General features: G+C 72.6%; 14 protein-coding genes. 12 read left to right on the forward strand and 2 right to left on the reverse strand.

What is annotated here, in order from left to right; genetic code table 11:
• Positions 1-8: 8 nt before the first annotated feature.
• From B6R96_RS29040 to B6R96_RS29095, 12 genes are all read left to right on the forward strand, one after another.
• Positions 9-1,493 (forward strand): aldehyde dehydrogenase family protein, encoded by a 1,485-nt coding sequence (locus B6R96_RS29040; RefSeq protein ID WP_030388481.1) that lies wholly within the window; start codon positions 9-11, stop codon positions 1,491-1,493.
• Positions 1,430-2,167 (forward strand): NADPH-dependent F420 reductase, encoded by a 738-nt coding sequence (locus B6R96_RS29045; RefSeq protein WP_081524061.1) that lies wholly within the window; start codon positions 1,430-1,432, stop codon positions 2,165-2,167. Before B6R96_RS29040 ends, B6R96_RS29045 begins: the two co-directional genes overlap by 64 nt.
• Before the next feature lie 2 nt (positions 2,168-2,169).
• Positions 2,170-2,703 (forward strand): (2Fe-2S)-binding protein, encoded by a 534-nt coding sequence (locus B6R96_RS29050; RefSeq protein ID WP_237291545.1) that lies wholly within the window; start codon positions 2,170-2,172, stop codon positions 2,701-2,703.
• A gap of 5 nt (positions 2,704-2,708) precedes the next feature.
• Complete coding sequence (locus B6R96_RS29055; protein ID WP_081524063.1) at positions 2,709-5,114, forward strand: xanthine dehydrogenase family protein molybdopterin-binding subunit; 2,406 nt, start codon at positions 2,709-2,711, stop codon at positions 5,112-5,114.
• The gene (locus B6R96_RS29060; protein ID WP_081524064.1) at positions 5,111-5,944 is read left to right on the forward strand and encodes an FAD binding domain-containing protein; all 834 of its coding nucleotides are present in this window, start codon (positions 5,111-5,113) and stop codon (positions 5,942-5,944) included. The genes B6R96_RS29055 and B6R96_RS29060 overlap by 4 nt, the downstream gene beginning before the upstream one ends.
• Before the next feature lie 50 nt (positions 5,945-5,994).
• The gene (locus B6R96_RS29065; protein WP_081524065.1) at positions 5,995-7,251 is read left to right on the forward strand and encodes an MFS transporter; all 1,257 of its coding nucleotides are present in this window, start codon (positions 5,995-5,997) and stop codon (positions 7,249-7,251) included.
• Positions 7,248-8,774 carry an ATP-binding protein gene (locus B6R96_RS29070; RefSeq protein ID WP_159396377.1) on the forward strand — a complete coding sequence of 509 codons (1,527 nt, stop codon included), beginning with the start codon at positions 7,248-7,250 and terminating at the stop codon, positions 8,772-8,774. The genes B6R96_RS29065 and B6R96_RS29070 overlap by 4 nt, the downstream gene beginning before the upstream one ends.
• 12 nt (positions 8,775-8,786) lie before the next feature.
• Positions 8,787-9,128: a nuclear transport factor 2 family protein gene (locus B6R96_RS29075; RefSeq protein WP_030388488.1), complete on the forward strand. Its 342-nt coding sequence runs from the start codon at positions 8,787-8,789 to the stop codon at positions 9,126-9,128.
• A gap of 112 nt (positions 9,129-9,240) precedes the next feature.
• The gene (locus tag B6R96_RS29080; RefSeq protein ID WP_081524067.1) at positions 9,241-9,888 is read left to right on the forward strand and encodes a TMEM175 family protein; all 648 of its coding nucleotides are present in this window, start codon (positions 9,241-9,243) and stop codon (positions 9,886-9,888) included.
• Positions 9,889-9,960: 72 nt separating this feature from the next.
• Positions 9,961-11,262 carry an IS701 family transposase gene (locus B6R96_RS29085; RefSeq protein WP_078626567.1) on the forward strand — a complete coding sequence of 434 codons (1,302 nt, stop codon included), beginning with the start codon at positions 9,961-9,963 and terminating at the stop codon, positions 11,260-11,262.
• Positions 11,262-12,413, forward strand: a complete 1,152-nt coding sequence (locus B6R96_RS29090) for an XdhC family protein (protein WP_081524068.1) — start codon at positions 11,262-11,264, stop codon at positions 12,411-12,413. Before B6R96_RS29085 ends, B6R96_RS29090 begins: the two co-directional genes overlap by 1 nt.
• 145 nt (positions 12,414-12,558) lie before the next feature.
• A complete protein-coding gene (locus B6R96_RS29095; protein ID WP_203351673.1) occupies positions 12,559-14,001 on the forward strand; it encodes a GuaB1 family IMP dehydrogenase-related protein in 1,443 nt (480 codons plus the stop codon).
• 71 nt (positions 14,002-14,072) lie between these two features.
• Here the strand turns inward: B6R96_RS29095 and B6R96_RS29100 are convergent, their stop codons facing one another.
• Entirely contained in the window at positions 14,073-15,314 is a 1,242-nt protein-coding gene (locus B6R96_RS29100) for a histidine kinase (protein ID WP_081524070.1), read from the reverse strand.
• Entirely contained in the window at positions 15,311-17,041 is a 1,731-nt protein-coding gene (locus B6R96_RS29105) for a sodium/solute symporter (protein ID WP_081524071.1), read from the reverse strand. Before B6R96_RS29105 ends, B6R96_RS29100 begins: the two co-directional genes overlap by 4 nt.
• Positions 17,042-17,094: the final 53 nt, after the last annotated feature.

Consider the following 17,094-nt stretch of genomic DNA (forward strand, 5'->3'; position numbering starts at 1 on the left):
AGGCAGCCATGACCAAGCGTGAGCTGAGCGGCCAGCCCCTCGCCAATCCCGGGAAACTGTTCATCGGCGGCGCATGGGTTCCGGCCCGGGACGGCCGCACCGAACCGGACATCAGCCCCGTGGACGGGCAGGAGATCGTGCCGGTGGCCCAGGCCGCCGCCGCCGACGCGGACGCGGCCGTCGCCGCCGCCCGCACGGCGTACGAGGAAGGCCCCTGGAGCAGACTCTCCGCCCAGGAGCGCGCGCTGCGGCTGAACCGGGTCGGTGAGCTCATCGAGCGCGACCTGGAGGAGATCGCCCTGCTGGAGACGGTGGACATGGGCAAGCCGTTCGCGTTCTCCAGCACGGTCGACGCCCCCATGGCCGCCCAGCTCATGCACTACTACGCCGGGGCGGTGACCCGCGTCGACGGCTCCTCGCGCGCCCCGGCCGGCGGCCAGCTCGCCTACACCCTGCGCGAACCGCTGGGCGTGGTCTGCGCCATCACCCCGTTCAACTTCCCGCTGCTGCTGTCGATGACGAAGATCGCGCCGGCGCTGGCCGCGGGCAACACCGTGGTCCACAAGCCCTCCCCGGCCACCCCGCTCACCGCCCTGAAGATCGCCGAACTCTTCCAGGAGGCGGAGATCCCCGACGGGGTGCTGAACGTCATCACCGGCCCGGGCGTGGAACTGGGGGAGACCCTCACCGGCCACCCCGACATCGACAAGATCGCCTTCACCGGCTCCACCTCGGTCGGCCAGACGATCATCCGCAAGGCGGCCGGCACCCTGAAGAAGGTGACGATGGAGCTCGGCGGCAAGTCCGCCAACATCGTCTTCGCCGACGCCGACCTCGACGCCGCCGAGGAACTCGCCTTCTTCGGCATCTACTACAACAAGGGCGAGATCTGCACCGCCGGCTCCCGGCTGCTGCTCCAGCGCCCCGTCCACGACGAGATGGTCGAACGGCTGGTCCGCCGGGCCGCCGCCCTGAAGCCCGGCGACCCGCGCGACCCCGCCACCCTCTTCGGCCCGCTGGCCCACCGCGGACAGTTCGACAAGGTCAGCTCCTACATCGAGGTCGGCGAGAAGGAAGGCGCGGTCCTGCGCACCGGCGGCAGTGGCTGGACCCCCGAAGGGGCCTCCAGCCAGGGCCTGTACTTCCTGCCGACGATCTTCACCGGCGTCGACAACGGCATGCGGATCGCCCAGGAGGAGATCTTCGGCCCGGTCCTGTCGATCATCCCCTTCGACACCGAGGAGGACGCCGTGCGCATCGCCAACGACAGCGCGTACGGCCTCGCCGCCGGCGTCCACACCAAGGACCTGCGGCGCGCCCACCGGGTCGCCTCGCAGATCAAGGCCGGCACGGTCTGGGTCAATTGCTACAACCAGTACGACCCCGCCGTGCCCTACGGCGGCTACAAGGCCTCCGGCTACGGCCGCGAGTGCGGCCCCGAGTCGCTGGAGAGCTACACCCAGACCAAGTCGGTCTGGATCGGCATGGACTGAGAGCGCGACCGGACCGCGCCCCCCACTGCGACCGATACCCCCCCTTCCGAGGAGCGGCCATGCGGACAGGCATCATCGGCACCGGACGGATCGGCTCGACCCTCGCCAGGATCCTCGTGGCGGCAGGACACCAGGTCGTCCTCGCCCATGCCCGGGGCCCGCAGACCCTCGGCCCGCTCGTGGCCGAGCTGGGGCCGGCGGCCTCGGCGGCGCACCCCGCCGAGGCCGCGGCCCGGGCCGAACTCCTGGTGCTGATGGTGCCCTTCGGGGGCGTCCGCGGGCTGCTCCCGCCGCACGCCGTGCAGGACAAGGTGCTGGTCGACGCGACGAACGCGTTCGGCGGCCCCGGAGCGCCCGCCGACCTCGGCGGGCGCGGCTCCAGCGACCTGGTCGCCGAGTGGTATCCCGGCGCCCAGGTCGTGAAATCACTGAACACCATGCATTACGAAACCCTCGCCGTCGCCGGCACCGCACCCGGAGAACGCCTGGCACATTTCACCGCGGGCGACGACGTGAAAGCGAAAGAAATCGTCGCGGGAATCATCACGGATCTGGGATTCGCGCCCGTGGACACCGGCCCGTTGCACTCCGGAGGAATTCTCCAGCAGCCCGGCGGGCCCCTTTTCAACCGGCCGCTCACGGAAGCGCAGGCGCTGGCATGGATATCACACTGAAAGTGAACGGAAGACCCGAGCAGTTCTCGGCGCAGCCGAACGAGCTGCTCGTGGAACGGCTCCGCGACGGCCTCGGGCTGACCGGCACCAAGGTCGGCTGCGACACCGGCCAGTGCGGCACCTGCGTCGTCCGCCTCGACGGCAGGTCCGTCAAGAGCTGCCTGGTCCTCACCGCCTCCGCCGCCGGCAGCGAGGTGGCCACCATCGAGGGCGAGACCACCCGCGGCGGCGATCTCACCGGCCTCCAGGAGGCGCTGCGCCAGGAGCACGGCACCCAGTGCGGCTTCTGCACCCCGGGCATGGTGATGGCCCTGGGTGAACTCGTCGAATCCACCGCCGGCGGCGAGGCCCCCACCGAACCCGAGATCCGCGAGTGGCTCACCGGCAACCTGTGCCGCTGCACCGGCTACCACAGCGTCGTACGGGGCGTGCAGCGCGCCTGCGCGGCCGCCCGCGCCGAGGCGCCCGCCGGCGCCGCCGGCCCCGCCGAGTCCGCCGCCGTCGCCGCGTCCGGCGCTGCCGCACAGGAGGTGTGAGGGACATGACCGCAGTGACGGGGGAGGCCCCGGCGGCGGGAGGCGGTGTCCTCGGCCGGCCGCTCGACAGCCGCGAGGATCCGCAGCTGCTGCGCGGCGAGGCCACGTACGTGGCGGACATCGACCTGCCGGGCACCGCGCACATGGCCATCCTGGGCAGCCCGGTGGCGCACGCGAGGATCCTCTCCATCGAGACCAAGGCCGCCGAGCAACTGCCCGGCGTACTCAAGGTGGCCACCGCCGCCGACTTCACGGACGTCATGCCGCTGCCCTGCATCTGGATCCCCGGCGGCGTCGAGAGCCACTTCCCGCCCCACCCCTACGGACTTCCCGGCGCCCGCCCGGTCCTCACCGGCGACACCGTCCGGCACGTCGGCGACCCCATCGTCGTGGTCGTCGCCGAGACCCCGCGCCAGGCCGCCGCCGCGCTGGCCGCCATCGCCGTCGAGTACGAGCCGCTGCCCGTGGTCACCCGCGCCGACGAGGCGCTCGCCGAGGGGGCTCCGCAGCTGCACGAGGCCGTCCCCGGCAACCTGAACGCCTACTGGACCTGCGGCGACAAGGACCGTACCGACGCGGCCATCGCCGCCGCCGAGGTCACCGTCGAGCTCGACCTGGTCAACCAGCGCACCATCAACAGCCCCATCGAGCCGCGCGGCGCCGTCGGCGACTACGACGCGGCCACCGGCGAGTACACCCTCTACGCCTCCACCCAGGGCCCGCACAACCACCGCTTCCTGCTCTCCGCGCTGGTCCTCGGCATCCCCTTCAACAAGCTCCGGGTGATCGCCCCGACCGTCGGCGGCAGCTTCGGCACCAAGGGGTACCTGTACCCGGACATGGCGCTCGTCCTGCTGCTCTCCAAGGCGCTCGGCCGCCCCGTGAAGTGGGTGGACACCCGCACCGGACTGATGAACTCCACCGTCCAGGGCCGCGACCACCGCCAGCACGTGACGCTCGCCGGCACCCGCGACGGCCGGATCACCGCCGTGCGCTGCACCAGCTACGCCAACCTCGGCGCGTACCCCTCCACCATCGGCCCCGGTGTCGCCACCGCACTGATGGGCCGCTCCATCAGCGGCATGTACGACATCGACGCCGCCTTCTGCGAGGTCTACGCCGCCTTCACCAACACCGTCCCGCTCGGCGCCCAGCGCGGCAGCGGGCGCGCCGAGGCCGCGTTCCTCATGGAGCGCCTGGTCGACCGGTACGCCGGCGAGATCGGCATGGACCCGGCGGCCGTCCGCCGCAGTAACCTGGTGCCGAAGGAGAAGTTCCCGTACGACAACGGGCTCGGCTGGACCTACGACTCCGGGAACTACCTGCTCAACTTCGACCGGGCCATCGAGCTGTCGGGCTACGCCGACATGCCCGCCCGCAAGGCCGAGGCCCGCACCCGCGGCAAGCGCCTCGGCGTCGGCCTCGCCACCTACGTCGCGATCTGCGGGGTCGGCCCCTCCACCCGGATGTCCCAGGAGGGCATGCTCGGCGGCACCTGGGAGAGCGCCAACATCCGCGTCCACCCGACCGGCGAGGTCACCGTGATCGTGGGTTCCGCCTCCACCGGCCAGAGCCACGGCACGGTCTTCGCGCAGGTCGCCGCCGACGAGCTCGGCATCGACCCGGACACCGTCCAGGTCCTGGAGGGCGATACGCAGAAGGCGCCGTACGGGCAGGGCACTTACGGCTCCCGGTCCTACAGCATGGCGGCGCCCGCCGTCGCCCTCACCGCCCGGAAGATCAAGAACAAGCTGATCCGGGCCGGGGCCGTCTTCCTCGGTGTCCCCGAGGACAAGGTCGTCTACGAGGGCGGCCGGGTCCACGAAGAGGGGAACGAGGAGAACGGCAAGACCTTCGCCGAGCTGGCCATGGCCCTGTGGTACGGCTGGGGGCTGCCCGCCGAGATCGAGCCCGCTCTCGACGAGACCACCCATTTCGACCCGCCGGACTTCAACTACCCCTTCGGGACGCACGTCGCGGTCGTCGAGATCGACGAACTGACCGGTGAGACCGAGGTGGTGTCCTACACGGCCGTCGACGACGCCGGCCACATCGGCAACCCCAAGATCGTCCTCGGCCAGATCGAGGGCAGCATCACCCACGGCCTCGGCCAGGCCCTGATGGAGGCCGCCGTCTACGACGAGCAGGGCCTGCTCGTCAGCTCCGACCTCACCCGGTACGCCCTGCCGCGCGCCGCCGACGTGCCGTTCTTCACGCTCGACAAGACCGTCACGCCCAGCCCGCACAACCCGCTCGGCGCCAAGGGCGCCGGCGAGATCGCGACCGTCCCGCCCGCCGCGGCCGTCGTCAACGCCGTCGTCGACGCCCTCTCCGACCTGGGCGTCCAGCACATCGACATGCCCGTCACCCCCGAGAAGGTCTGGCGCCGCCTGAGAGGGGAAGCCCAATGATCCTCACCGAGTTCGACTACGCCCGGCCCGCGGGCCTCGACGAGGCGCTGGCCCTGCTGTCCGGGACGCGCGGCGCCAGGGTCCTGGCCGGCGGCCAGAGCCTGCTGCCCGACCTGCGCTCCGGGGCCGACCGGGCCGGCCTGCTGGTCGACATCCGGCGGCTGGCGGAGCTGCGCGGCATCGGGCGCACCGCCGACGGCACGCAGCTGCGGATCGGGGCGCTCACCACGCTCGCCGAGCTCGCCGCCGATCCGCTGGTGCTCGCCGAGGCCCCGGAACTGGCCGCGGCGGCCCGCGCCAACGGCGACCCCCAGGTCCGCAACCTCGGTACCGTCGGAGGCAACCTCGTCGCCGCCGGGCGCGCCACCGACCTGCCGGTCGCCGCCATGGCCGCCGACGCCGTGGCCGAACTGGCCGGCCCCGACGGGCGGTCCACCGTACCGGCCGAGGAGCTCGCCGCCGGCCCGGCACCCGCCGGGTCGGTCCTCACCGCGCTGCTGGTGCCCGCCGCCGGCCCGGCCGCCGCCTTCGAGAAGACCGCCGACCGGGCCACCCGGTACCCGGTGTGCGCCACCGCCGTACGCCTCACCCCCGGCGGGCCGCGCATCGCCGTCACCGGGGCCACCTCCCGCGCGCTGCGGCTGCGCGGGGTCGAGGACCGGCTGCGCGGGGGCCCGTACGGCACGGAGGCCGTCCTCGCGGCGTTCCGCGCCGAGCCCCGGGAGCTCTTCGTGCCCGGGCGCGGCACCTCGGCCGAGTACCTCGGCCATCTCGTGGGGGTCCTCACGGCCCGCGCCCTGCACAGGGCCGAGCAGGCCCTCGCCCGATAGCCCATCACGGGGTCCGTCCCGGGCCCATCACGGGGGAGTTGAGTGACGCAGTGGCCGAAACATCCAAGACGACCACGGGGGTGACCGTGCGCCGAGCCGCCCACGCGGCCCGTGCGCCCAGAGGCTCCGGCTTCCGGGTGGTGGGCGCGGTCCTGGTCCTGCTGATGCTCTCCTCCTCCGTGCCCTCCGCCCTCTACGTGCTCTACCAGCAGAAGTGGGGGCTCTCCTCGGGCACGATCACGGTGGTCTTCGCCCTGTACGCCGTCACCGTGCTGGCCGGACTCCTGCTGTTCGGGTCCCTCTCCGACACCCTGGGCCGGCGCCCGGTCCTCGGCGGCGCACTGGTCCTCGCGATGGTCTCGATGGCCCTGTTCGCCGGGGCCGGGGGACCGGGGCTGCTGCTGGCGGCCCGCGCCGTCCAGGGGCTCGCCGTGGGCCTCGCCACCGGGGCGATGGGCGCGGCCCTGCTGGAGATGGCCCCCGCGTCGAGACCCGCGCTCGGCGCCCAGGTCAACAGCGCGGGCCCCACCGTGGGCATCGGGCTCGGCGGGATCGGCGCCGGCCTCCTCGTCCAGTTCGCGCCCGCGCCGACCGCCCTGAGCTACCTCCTGCTGATCGGGGCCTTCGCCGTGACCCTGGTGGGGGTGGTCCGGATGCCGGAGAGCGCGCCCGGCGCCGGCGGCGGGTTCCGGGTGGTCCCGCACCGGATCCACGTACCGGCCGGCGCCCGGGGCCGCTTCACCGTCCTCGTCCTGACGATCGTCGCGGTCTGGTCGGTGGGCGGCTTCTACCTCTCGCTCGGCCCGCACCTGGCCCTGTCCCTGCTGGAATCCACCAACTACCTCGTCGGCGGGGCCACGGTCGCGCTGCTCGCGGGCGCCGCCACCGCCGCCCAGCTGATGCTCGGCCGCACCGAGGCGCTGCGTACCGCCGTGCTGGGGCTGTGCGGCCTCCTCGCCGGACTCGGCCTGGTGCTGCTCGCCCTGGGGCTCGGCTCGGCCGCCGTGTTCCTCGTGGCCACGGCCGTCCTCGGCACCGGCTGGGGCGCCGCCTTCCTCGGGTCCTTCCGCGCGCTGAGCACGCTCGCCGATCCGGCGCACCGCGGTGAACTGACGGCCGCCGTCTACGTGTTCGCGTACCTCGCGATGAGCGTCCCGGCGGTCCTGGCCGGGATGCTCACCAACATCCACGGCCTGCACCGCACCTCCGTCGGCTTCATGGCCGCGGTGGCCGGCGTGTGCGCGCTGGCCCTGCTGGCCACCCTGCGACTGGCCGCCCGCATCCGGGCCGAAGGGAGTACGGCGTGAACACGGCGGAAACGAACGGCCCCGCGCTGAGGTCCGCCCTGCGCGGGCTGGAGATCTTCGCCCGGATCACCGAGGAACAGCTGGACTGGCTGGTCTCCGTGTCGCAGCCCCGGGTCCTCGCCGACGGCGACGTCCTGTTCCGGGACGGCGAGGAGGCCACCGGCTTCCACATCCTGCTCTCCGGCGGGCTGGTCGTCACCAAGGTGGTCGACGGCCGGGAGGAGGTGCTCACCCGGCACTCCACCGAGGAGGAGAGCGCGGCCGCCGAGGACCACGACGGCAAGCCCTCCGCCGCCCACCGCTTCACCGGCGAACTGCCCCTGCTGACCGACGGCTCCTACGTGGCCACCGCGGCCGCCAGCGGCCCGTCGACCACCGTCGTGGCCTACCCCAAGCCGGTCTTCTTCGAGATGCTGACCCGCTGCCACGGGGTGGCCGCCGTACTGATCCCGGTACTGGCCTGGCGCATCAAGTCCTCCGAGGTACAGGCCCGCAAGCGGGCCACCGTGGAGGCGCTCGGCACCCTGGCCGCAGGGCTTGCCCACGAGCTGAACAACCCGGCGGCGGCCGTGGCCCGGGCCGCGCAGGAACTGGCCCCCGCCCTGGAGCGGCTCACGCGTACCGCGCAGGCCTGGGGCGCGGCCGCCTCGGACGCCGAGCGAGCCGCCCTGGACCGGCTCGCCGAGGAACTGGAGAAGCTGCCGCCGCCGGTGACCACCGACCCGTTCGCCCAGGCCGACGCGGAGGAGGAGATCGCCGACTGGGCCGAGGAGGCGGGCACCGAACGGCCCGGCCTGCTCGGCTCGGGGGTCGCCGACCTCGGACTGGAGCTGGGGTGGCTGCTGGAGCGGCTGCAGGGGGTCGGGCCGTCGGCCCTGGCCCGCGCCCTGGACCACCTGGCGGCGCTGCTGGAGATCCGCTCGCTCGCCGCGGAGCTGCGGGCCGCGGGTCCCCGGATCTCCCAACTCGTCTCCGCCACCCGGGATTACGCCAACCTCGACCGTGCGCCCGAGCAGAGCTTCCGGGTGACCGAGGGGCTGGAGAACACGCTGGTCGTCCTGCGTGCGAAACTCGCCGGCATCAGCATCGTGCGTGAGTACGAGCCCGGACTGCCCGAACTGACGGGCTATCCAGGCGAGTTGAATCAGGTGTGGACCAACCTGGTCGACAACGCGGCCGAGGCCATGGAGGGCGCCGGCGTACTGACCCTGCGGGCCCGCGCCGAGGGCGTCTGCATGGTCGTGGAGGTCGTCGACACCGGCCGCGGCATCCCGGCGGCATCCCTGCCGCGGATCTTCGAACCGTTCTACACCACCAAGGACGTGGGCAAGGGCACGGGCCTGGGGCTGCACCTCAGCTACCGCATCGTGACCCAGCGCCACCACGGGTCGATCACCGCCCGCTCGCGTCCCGGAGAGACCCGGATGGTGGTCCGGCTGCCCTTCGCCGGCAGCGCCCAGCCCTGCGTCTCACCTGCGGAAACACCCGAAACGGCACCCATCGTGGGCACCTCTCCCAGTTGAAACGGAGTCGACATGGCCAAGTACGACATCTCCACGCTGCACCCGGTGTTCGTCCGCCAGATGGAGGCGCTCGCCGCCCTGGACATCGAGGCCGTCATGAAGAACTACACCGAGGACGCGGTGCTGCTGCGCTTCGAGGGGGTGTCGGTCGGGATCGAAGCCGTTCGCGAGACGTTCACCGGCTATCTCACCGTGAAGCCCACGCTCGTCGAGCTCCAGGAGTACATCGAGACCGAGGACACCATCTTCTACCGGGCGATCATGAACCTGAACGGTGAACCGGAGCACGCGTTCGGGACGCTCGTCGTCCGCGATGGCCGAATCTGGCGCCAGACAGCCGGATTCGGCGGCTGACGGCCGAAATCTGGGTAGCGTGTGCGGGGAGGGCGCCGCAACGCCCTCCCCGTATGTGTGGCACGCCGTGCGGGCAAGCCGCTCATATACAAGAAGTGGCAAAGGGGAGGCAATGGAAAACGAAACCGGGCGGGTCGAGGCGTTCAGTGACGGCGTATTCGCCGTCATCATCACGATCCTCGTTCTGGAATTAAAGGTTCCGGAAGAAACCGGATCGGATTTCTGGCACGGAGTCCGGGAACAGTGGCCCCATTACGCCGCTTACGTCGTGAGTTTCCTCATCATCGGCGTGATGTGGGTGAATCACCACACCATCTTCAGCCACCTCAAGAAGATCGACCGCCCGCTGTTGTTCCTGAATCTCCTGGTGCTGATGGTGGTATCGGTCGTTCCGTACACCACCAATGTCCTCGCCGAGCACCTCATGGAGGAAGGCGGCTCGGCGAATGCCGCGGCCGTCCTCTACAGCGCCGTCACCGTGGCCTACGCCTTGGCCTTCCTGGTCTTCTGGTGGTACGTCACCCGGGTCGGCCACCTCTTCCACGAACGGGTGGACAAGGAGGGTGCGCGAGCCACTCGGGTGCGCTTCGGCCTCGGCGCCATCGCCTACCCCTTGACCGTGCTGCTCGCCTTCTACTCCGCAACACTCACACTCGTCGCCCACTTCCTGGTCGCGATCTACTATGCGGCGAACCAGATCCCGATCCCTCTCGTGGTAGAGGAAGAGCGGCTCGAATCTGCCAGCGACCTCAGGAAGTAGCCGCCGGGGCCTACGGCCGTTCTGTGCGGTCAAGTAGGGTATTGGATCTAGCTGGTCGCGGGGGAGGCCCAGATGGCTCGCGTAGTCCTGCCGGAGGATTCCACGGCGGAAATCTCCGAAATGATCGACGTCCTGATCTCTCTGCTCTTCGAATCCTTACCCCGGCGGGACCAGCGAAACTGGGCCCGCGTTTATCTGAACGGTCTGGTGCGGACCGCCGGAAAGAAAACAATTCGTAACATCGCCGGAACAGGGGCCAGTTCCGTCGAGCAGAGCCTCCAGCAGTTCATCAGCAAGTCCCCCTGGGACTGGACCCCGGTCCGCCGCTCCCTCGCCCAGCACCTCGAACGCACCGCACAGCGCCCCCTGGCCTGGGTGCTCCAGCCCATGGTCATCGAGAAGGCCGGAGACCGCTCCGTCGGCGTCGGCCGCCAGTTCGTCCCCCAGCTCGGCCGCACCGCCAACTGCCAGCAGGCGAGCGGCATCTGGCTCGCCTCCAGCGAAGCCAGCTTCCCGGTCGAATGGACCCTCACCCTCCCCGGGCCCTGGACCAGCGAACTCCTGCGCCGCCGCCGCGCCGGCATCCCCGACACCGCCCGCTCCCTCACCCCCGCCCAGGACGCCGTACACGCCGTCCAGCGGATGGCCGCCACCTGGCAACTCCAGCGCCGGCCCGTGGTGATGGAGGTCGCGGGCACCGACCTGCCGCAGAGCATCGAGTCCTTCACCCTCCAGGACATCCCCTTCGTCTTCAAGGTCGACGGCTCCCTCCCCGTCTCCTTCGGGGGCGCCGGCCGGCACAAACCCGGCCCGCACACTGCCCCCGCCCGCGAACTCATCGACTCCCTGCGCTCCCAGCGCCGCGTCGTCGAATGGACCCGGCACGGCCGCGCCGAGGGAGCCGTCACCCTGCTGACCTCGGCCTCGATCTTCGCCACCCCCTGCGAGGACCGCCCCGTACCCGCGCCGCCCACCCCGCTGCTGCTGGTCGGAGCCTGGACCGAAGCCGCCCTGCTGCCCTCCGAGTTCTGGATCACCAACATCGGCGACCGGCCGCTCGCCCAGCTCTTCCTGCTCGCCAAACTCACCGACCGCGTCTCCCTCGACTTCGCCGAGACCTGCGAACCCGTCGGCATCCGCGACTTCGAGGGCCGCTCCTTCCGCGGCTGGCACCACCACGCCACCCTCGCCAGCGTGGCCCACGCCGCGAAACTGCTCGGCGCGCGCCCCCGGCTGCCCGACGGCTACCCCGGCCCCACCCGGTCGGCCGCCGCCACGGCCAGACCGCCCGCGGCCCGGCCGGCCACCCCGGCCGTACTGCCGCCGCGCCCGCACGTGCCCGGACAGACCCCCCGCCGCGAATTCATCCGCTGATGCTCGACATAGCCGACGAGCTACGCGCGTGGTGCGCCGCGCGGCGCGAGTTCGCCCTGGCCACCGTCGTCGCCGTCAGTGGGAGCGCTCCCCGCGGCCCCGGCGCCTCCCTCGCCGTCGACGACCGGGGCACCGCGCTCGGCTCCGTCTCCGGAGGCTGCGTGGAATCGGCCGTGCACGAGCTGTGCCTCGAGGCCCTCGCCTCCGGCGAAGGCGGCCTGCACCGCTTCGGCTACAGCGACGACGACGCCTTCGCCGTGGGCCTGACCTGCGGCGGAGTCCTCGACGTCCTGGTCACCCCGGTCCGCGGGCCCGACCCGGTCCGGCCCGTCCTCGGCTCCGTGCTCGACGCCGCGGCCGGGGGAGCCCGGGCCGCGTTCGCCCGGGTGGTCTCCGGACCGCCGCCCCAGCTCGGCCGCGCGCTCGCCGTCCACGCCGACGGCTCCTACGAGGGCGGGCTCGCGGGCGGCCCCGACCTGGACCGGGCCGCCGCCCGGCGGGTACGGGCCCTGCTGCTGGCCGGCCGCACCGGCACCGCCGAGCTCGGCCCGGCCGGCGGGCTCTGCGGGCAGCCCCTCACCCTGCTGGTCGAATCGGCCGCCGAGCCGCCCCGGCTCCTCGTCTACGGGGCCATCGACTTCGCCGCGGCCCTGGCACGGATCGGCGCCTTCCTCGGCCACCGGGTCACCGTGTGCGACGCCCGGCCCGTCTTCGCCACCCCGGCCCGCTTCCCCGACGCCGACGAGGTGATCGTCGACTGGCCGCACCGGCACCTGGCCGCGGAGCGGGCCGCGGGCCGCCTGGACTCCCGTACCGCCGTCTGCGTCCTCACCCACGACGCCAAATTCGACGTACCGCTGCTGGAACTCGCGCTGCGGCTGCCCCTGGGCTACGTGGGGGCCATGGGATCACGGCGCACCCACACCGAACGCGTCCGACGCCTGCGGGACCGGGGCGTCACCGACGCCGCGCTGGCCCGGCTGCGCTCACCCATCGGCCTCGACCTCGGCGGAGCCACCCCGGAGGAGACGGCCCTGGCCATCGCCGCCGAGTTCACGGCGGTCCGGCACGGCGGCTCGGTGCTGCCGCTGGCCCGCCGCCGGGGCCCGGTCCACCGCAGGAACCGGCCCGCCGGGACCAAGGTCCCGTAGGAAACGACCATCGGGCCCGGCCCGTCCTGGACGATCAGCCCGGGCGGCGTGAACTCCAGGTCGTGGGAGAATGAAGTACGTGCGTTTCCTCGGCTGTCCTGCCGGGGCGTAGACGGATCCTTCGATCGACTGGGATGTTCAGCACGTGCGTTTCCTCAATGACCTGAAGCCGCCGTACGACCTGACGTACGACGATGTGTTCATGGTGCCGAGCCGCTCCGCGGTCGGTTCCCGTCAGGGTGTCGACCTGTCCTCGCCCGACGGAACCGGCACCACCATTCCCCTCGTCGTGGCCAACATGACCGCCATCGCGGGCCGCCGGATGGCCGAGACGGTCGCCCGCCGCGGCGGCATCGTCGTCATCCCGCAGGACATCCCGATCGACGTCGTCACCGACGTCATCTCCTGGGTGAAGACCCGCCACCTCGTGCTCGACACCGCGATCACGCTGGCGCCCACCCAGACGGTCGCCGACGCGCTGTCCCTGCTGCCCAAGCGCGCCCACGGCGCCGGCGTCGTCGTCGACGCCGAGGGCCGCCCGGTCGGCGTCGTCACCGACCACGACCTGACCGGCGTCGACCGCTTCACCCAGCTCTCCGAGGTCATGTCGAAGGAGCTGCTGCTCATCGACGCCGACATGGACGCCCGCGAGGCCTTCAACCAGCTCGACGCCGGCCACCGCAAGATGGCCCCGGCCGTCGACAAGGACGGCAGGCTCGTCGGCATCCTCACCCGCAAGGGCGCGCTGCGCGCGACGCTCTACACCCCCGCCACCGACGCGAACGGCAAGCTGCGCATCGCGGCCGCCGTCGGCATCAACGGCGACTTCGTGGCCAAGGCCAAGCAGCTGCTCGACGCGGGCGTGGACACGCTCGTCATCGACACGGCGCACGGCCACCAGGAGTCGATGATCAACGCGATCAAGGCCATCCGCGCCCTGGACCCGCAGGTCCCGATCGTGGCGGGCAACATCGTCGCCGCCGAGGGCGTCAAGGACCTCATCGAGGCCGGCGCGGACATCATCAAGGTCGGTGTGGGTCCCGGCGCCATGTGCACCACCCGCATGATGACCGGCGTGGGCCGCCCGCAGTTCTCCGCGGTGCTGGAGTGCGCGGCCGAGGCCAAGAAGTACGGCAAGCACGTGTGGGCCGACGGCGGCGTCCGCCACCCCCGCGACGTGGCGATGGCGCTGGCCGCCGGCGCGTCCAACGTGATGATCGGCTCCTGGTTCGCCGGTACCTACGAGTCCCCGGGCGACCTCCAGCAGTCCGCCGACGGCCGCTTCTACAAGGAGTCCTTCGGCATGGCCTCCGCCCGCGCGGTGCAGAACCGCACGAGCGAGGAGTCGGCGTACGACCGGGCCCGCAAGGGTCTCTTCGAGGAGGGCATCTCCACCTCGCGGATGTTCCTCGACCCGGCCCGTCCGGGTGTCGAGGACCTGATCGACTCGATCATCGCGGGCGTCCGCTCCTCCTGCACCTACGCCGGTGCCGGCTCCCTCGCGGAGTTCGAGCAGAAGGCCGTGGTCGGCATCCAGTCCGCCGCCGGTTACGCCGAGGGCAAGCCGCTGCACGCCAGCTGGAGCTAGCCGCAGTCCCTTCCGGGTCCGGGCCCCGCGCCCGGGCCCGGCCTCGGGGCGGATCCCGGCGAGGCGCCCTGTCAGTGCCGCGGAGGCCGATGCTCCGAGGGTGAACTGTGCACGCCCGCACGGTACTTGGGAATGCGCAGGGTGACCTTCATGCCCGCCCCGACGCCCGTCTCCATCACAGGACCGTAGTCGTCCCCGTACACCTGCCGGATCCGCTCGTCCACATTGGGCAGCCCGATCCCGGAGGAGCCGCCGCGCTCCCCGGCCAGGATCCGCCGCAGCAGGGCCGGATCCATCCCGACCCCGTTGTCCTCCACCGTGATCACCGCCTCCGAGCCCGCGTCCCGCGCCGTGATGGTGATCCGGCACTCCTCGGTGGAGTCCTCCAGCCCGTGCTTGACCGCGTTCTCCACCAGGGGCTGCAGGCACAGGAACGGCAGCGCCACCGGCAGCACCTCCGGAGCCACCTGAAGGGTCACCTTCAACCGGTCGCCGAACCGGGCACCGGCCAGGGCCAGATACTGCTGGACGGAGCGCAACTCGTCGGCCAGCGTGGTGAAATCGCCGTGCCGCCGGAAGGAGTACCGGGTGAAGTCCGCGAACTCCAGCAGCAGCTCCCGCGCCCGCTCCGGATCCGTCCGGACGAACGAGGCGATAGCCGCCAGGGAGTTGAAGATGAAGTGCGGGGAGATCTGCGCCCGCAGCGCCTTGATCTCCGCCTCCATCAACCGCGTCCGCGACCGGTCCAGCTCGGACAGTTCCAGCTGGACCGACACCCACCGCGCGACCTCCGTCGCGGCCCGCACCAGCACCGCCGACTCCCGCGACCCGTACGCCACCAGCGCGCCCAGCACCCCGTCCTCGCCGGTGAGCGGGGCCACCACCGCCCACTTCAGCGGACAGTCCGGCCGCTGGCACTCCGTCCGCACGCTCTGACTGCGCCCCGACGCCAGCATCACCGCCACCCGGGCCATCGCCCGCCGCTCGTGGTGGTCGGCGCCCGGACCGTCCCACGCCAGCACCGACTCCCGGTCCGTGAGGCACAGCGCCTCCGTGCCCAGCAGCGACCGCAACCGCCGGGCCGCCTTGCGGGCCGCGTCCTCCGTGAGCCCGGCCCGCAGCGGGGGAGCGGCCAGCGAAGCCGTGTGCAGGGTGTGGAAGGTGGCCCGCTCCACCGGCGTCCCCAGGTCCGTCCCGGCCGCCCGCTCCCCGTGGCGGGCGTGCCACCGGCCCGCCGCCCAGCCCGCGCCCAGCAGCAGCACCGCAGCCGCCAGGGCCAGTACGGTCGCCAGGGCCGGCGTCACCCCGGTCACCGCGGACCCCCGGCCCGCTCCCCGGCCACGACCTCCGGCAGGTGCAGCCGTGCCAGGGTGGCCGCCGTCCCGGCCGGGATCCGCGACCGGGTGGCCAGCGACACCACCACCATCGTCAGGAACCCGAGCGGCACCGACCACGCCGCGGGCCACGCCAGCAGCGTGTGCATCCAGCCCGGCGGGGCCAGATCGGCCCGGGTCGCCAGCACCGCGCTCAGCGCCGCCCCGCCGCCGGTGACCAGCCCGGCCACCGCACCCGGCGGGGTCAGCCCGCGCCACCAGATGCCCAGCACCAGCAGCGGGCAGAACGAGGATGCCGACACGGCGAAGGCCAGCCCCACCGCGTCCGCCACCGGCACCTGCGTCGCCGCCACGCTCCCGGCCAGCGGCACCGCGATCGCCACGACCGCCGCCGAACGGAAGCTGCGCACCCCACGCGCCGGCAGTACGTCCTGGTGCAGCACCCCGGCCACCGCCATGGTCAGCCCCGACGCCGTCGACAGGAACGCCGCGAAGGCGCCCCCGGCCAGCAGCGCGCCCAGCAGATCGCCGAGCAGCCCGCCGAGCATCCGTTCGGGCAGCACCAGCACCGCCGCGTCCGCATCGCCGGTGAGGGCGAGCTCGGGTGCGTAGATCCGGCCCAGCGCCCCGTACACCGGCGGCAGCAGGTAGAAGACCCCGACCAGCGCGAGCACGACCAGCGTGGTGCGGCGCGCGGTCCGCCCGTCGGGGCTGGTGTAGAACCGCACCGCCACGTGCGGCAGGCCCATCGTGCCGAGGAACGTCGCCAGGATCAGCCCGTACGTGGCGTACAGCCGGTACTCGCGCAGCCCGCCGGACATCGGCACCGACCAGGTGGACACCCCGGGCCGGGCCTGCGTACGGGTGTCCGGAACGGGGGTGTCCGCGGCGAACTCCAGCCGCGCGTGGGCCCGCACGGCGTGCTCACCGGCGGCCAGGGTCAGCGGGGCGGCCACGTAACCGCGCCCGTCCACCTGCCCGGTCACCGTCACCGTCAGCGGCTGCGCCACGGACAGCCGCACGTCCTCCGCGACCGTCACCGAGGTGTGCTCCCGGAAGACGGCCGGGGCGTCGAAGGTGGCCCGCGGCGCGCCGTCCCCGGCCCACGCCGCGAGCAGGAAGAAGGCCGGCACCAGCAGCGCCGTGAGCTTCAGCCAGTACTGGAAGGCCTGGACGAAGGTGACCGAGCGCATCCCGCCGGACGCCACCGCCACCGTCACCACGCCCGCGACGACCAGCCCCCCGACCCAGTGCGGCGCCCCGGTCAGGATCTCCAGGGTCAGCCCGGCCCCCTGCAACTGCGGCAGCAGGTACAGCCAGCCGACCCCGACCACGAACAGCACCGCGATCCGGCGCACCACCAGCGACTCCAGCCGCGCCTCCGCGAAGTCGGGCAGCGTGTACGCCCCGGAGCGGCGCAGCGGGGCCGCCACCAGCACCAGCAGCACCACGTACCCGGCGGTGTAGCCGACCGGATACCAGAGCATCTCGGGCCCCTGGAGGAGCACCAGCCCCGCCACCCCGAGGAAGGACGCGGCCGAGAGGTACTCGCCGCTGATGGCCGCCGCGTTCAGCCGGGGCCCCACCGTGCGCGAGGCGACGTAGAAGTCGGAGGTGGTCCGGGATATCCGCAGGCCCAGCGCGCCGACCAGCACCGTGACCAGGACGACGACGGCGACCGCGGTCAGCGCGTACGTCTGGTTCACCGGGTCGGTCCTTCGGCTGGGGAGGGGTGTCCGGAGTCTATGCACGCCCCCTG

Source organism: Streptomyces sp. Sge12 (assembly GCF_002080455.1).
GTDB lineage: Bacteria > Actinomycetota > Actinomycetes > Streptomycetales > Streptomycetaceae > Streptomyces.

Excerpts from the sequence above, each read along its gene's own strand:
- B6R96_RS29040 (WP_030388481.1), top strand. The coding sequence starts at position 9 with ATGACCAAGCGTGAGCTGAGCGGCCAGCCCCTCGCCAATCCCGGGAAA.
- B6R96_RS29060 (WP_081524064.1), top strand. The coding sequence starts at position 5,111 with ATGATCCTCACCGAGTTCGACTACGCCCGGCCCGCGGGCCTCGACGAG.
- B6R96_RS29085 (WP_078626567.1), top strand. The coding sequence starts at position 9,961 with ATGGCTCGCGTAGTCCTGCCGGAGGATTCCACGGCGGAAATCTCCGAA.
- B6R96_RS29055 (WP_081524063.1), top strand. The coding sequence starts at position 2,709 with ATGACCGCAGTGACGGGGGAGGCCCCGGCGGCGGGAGGCGGTGTCCTC.
- B6R96_RS29090 (WP_081524068.1), top strand. The coding sequence starts at position 11,262 with ATGCTCGACATAGCCGACGAGCTACGCGCGTGGTGCGCCGCGCGGCGC.
- B6R96_RS29080 (WP_081524067.1), top strand. The coding sequence starts at position 9,241 with ATGGAAAACGAAACCGGGCGGGTCGAGGCGTTCAGTGACGGCGTATTC.
- B6R96_RS29075 (WP_030388488.1), top strand. The coding sequence starts at position 8,787 with ATGGCCAAGTACGACATCTCCACGCTGCACCCGGTGTTCGTCCGCCAG.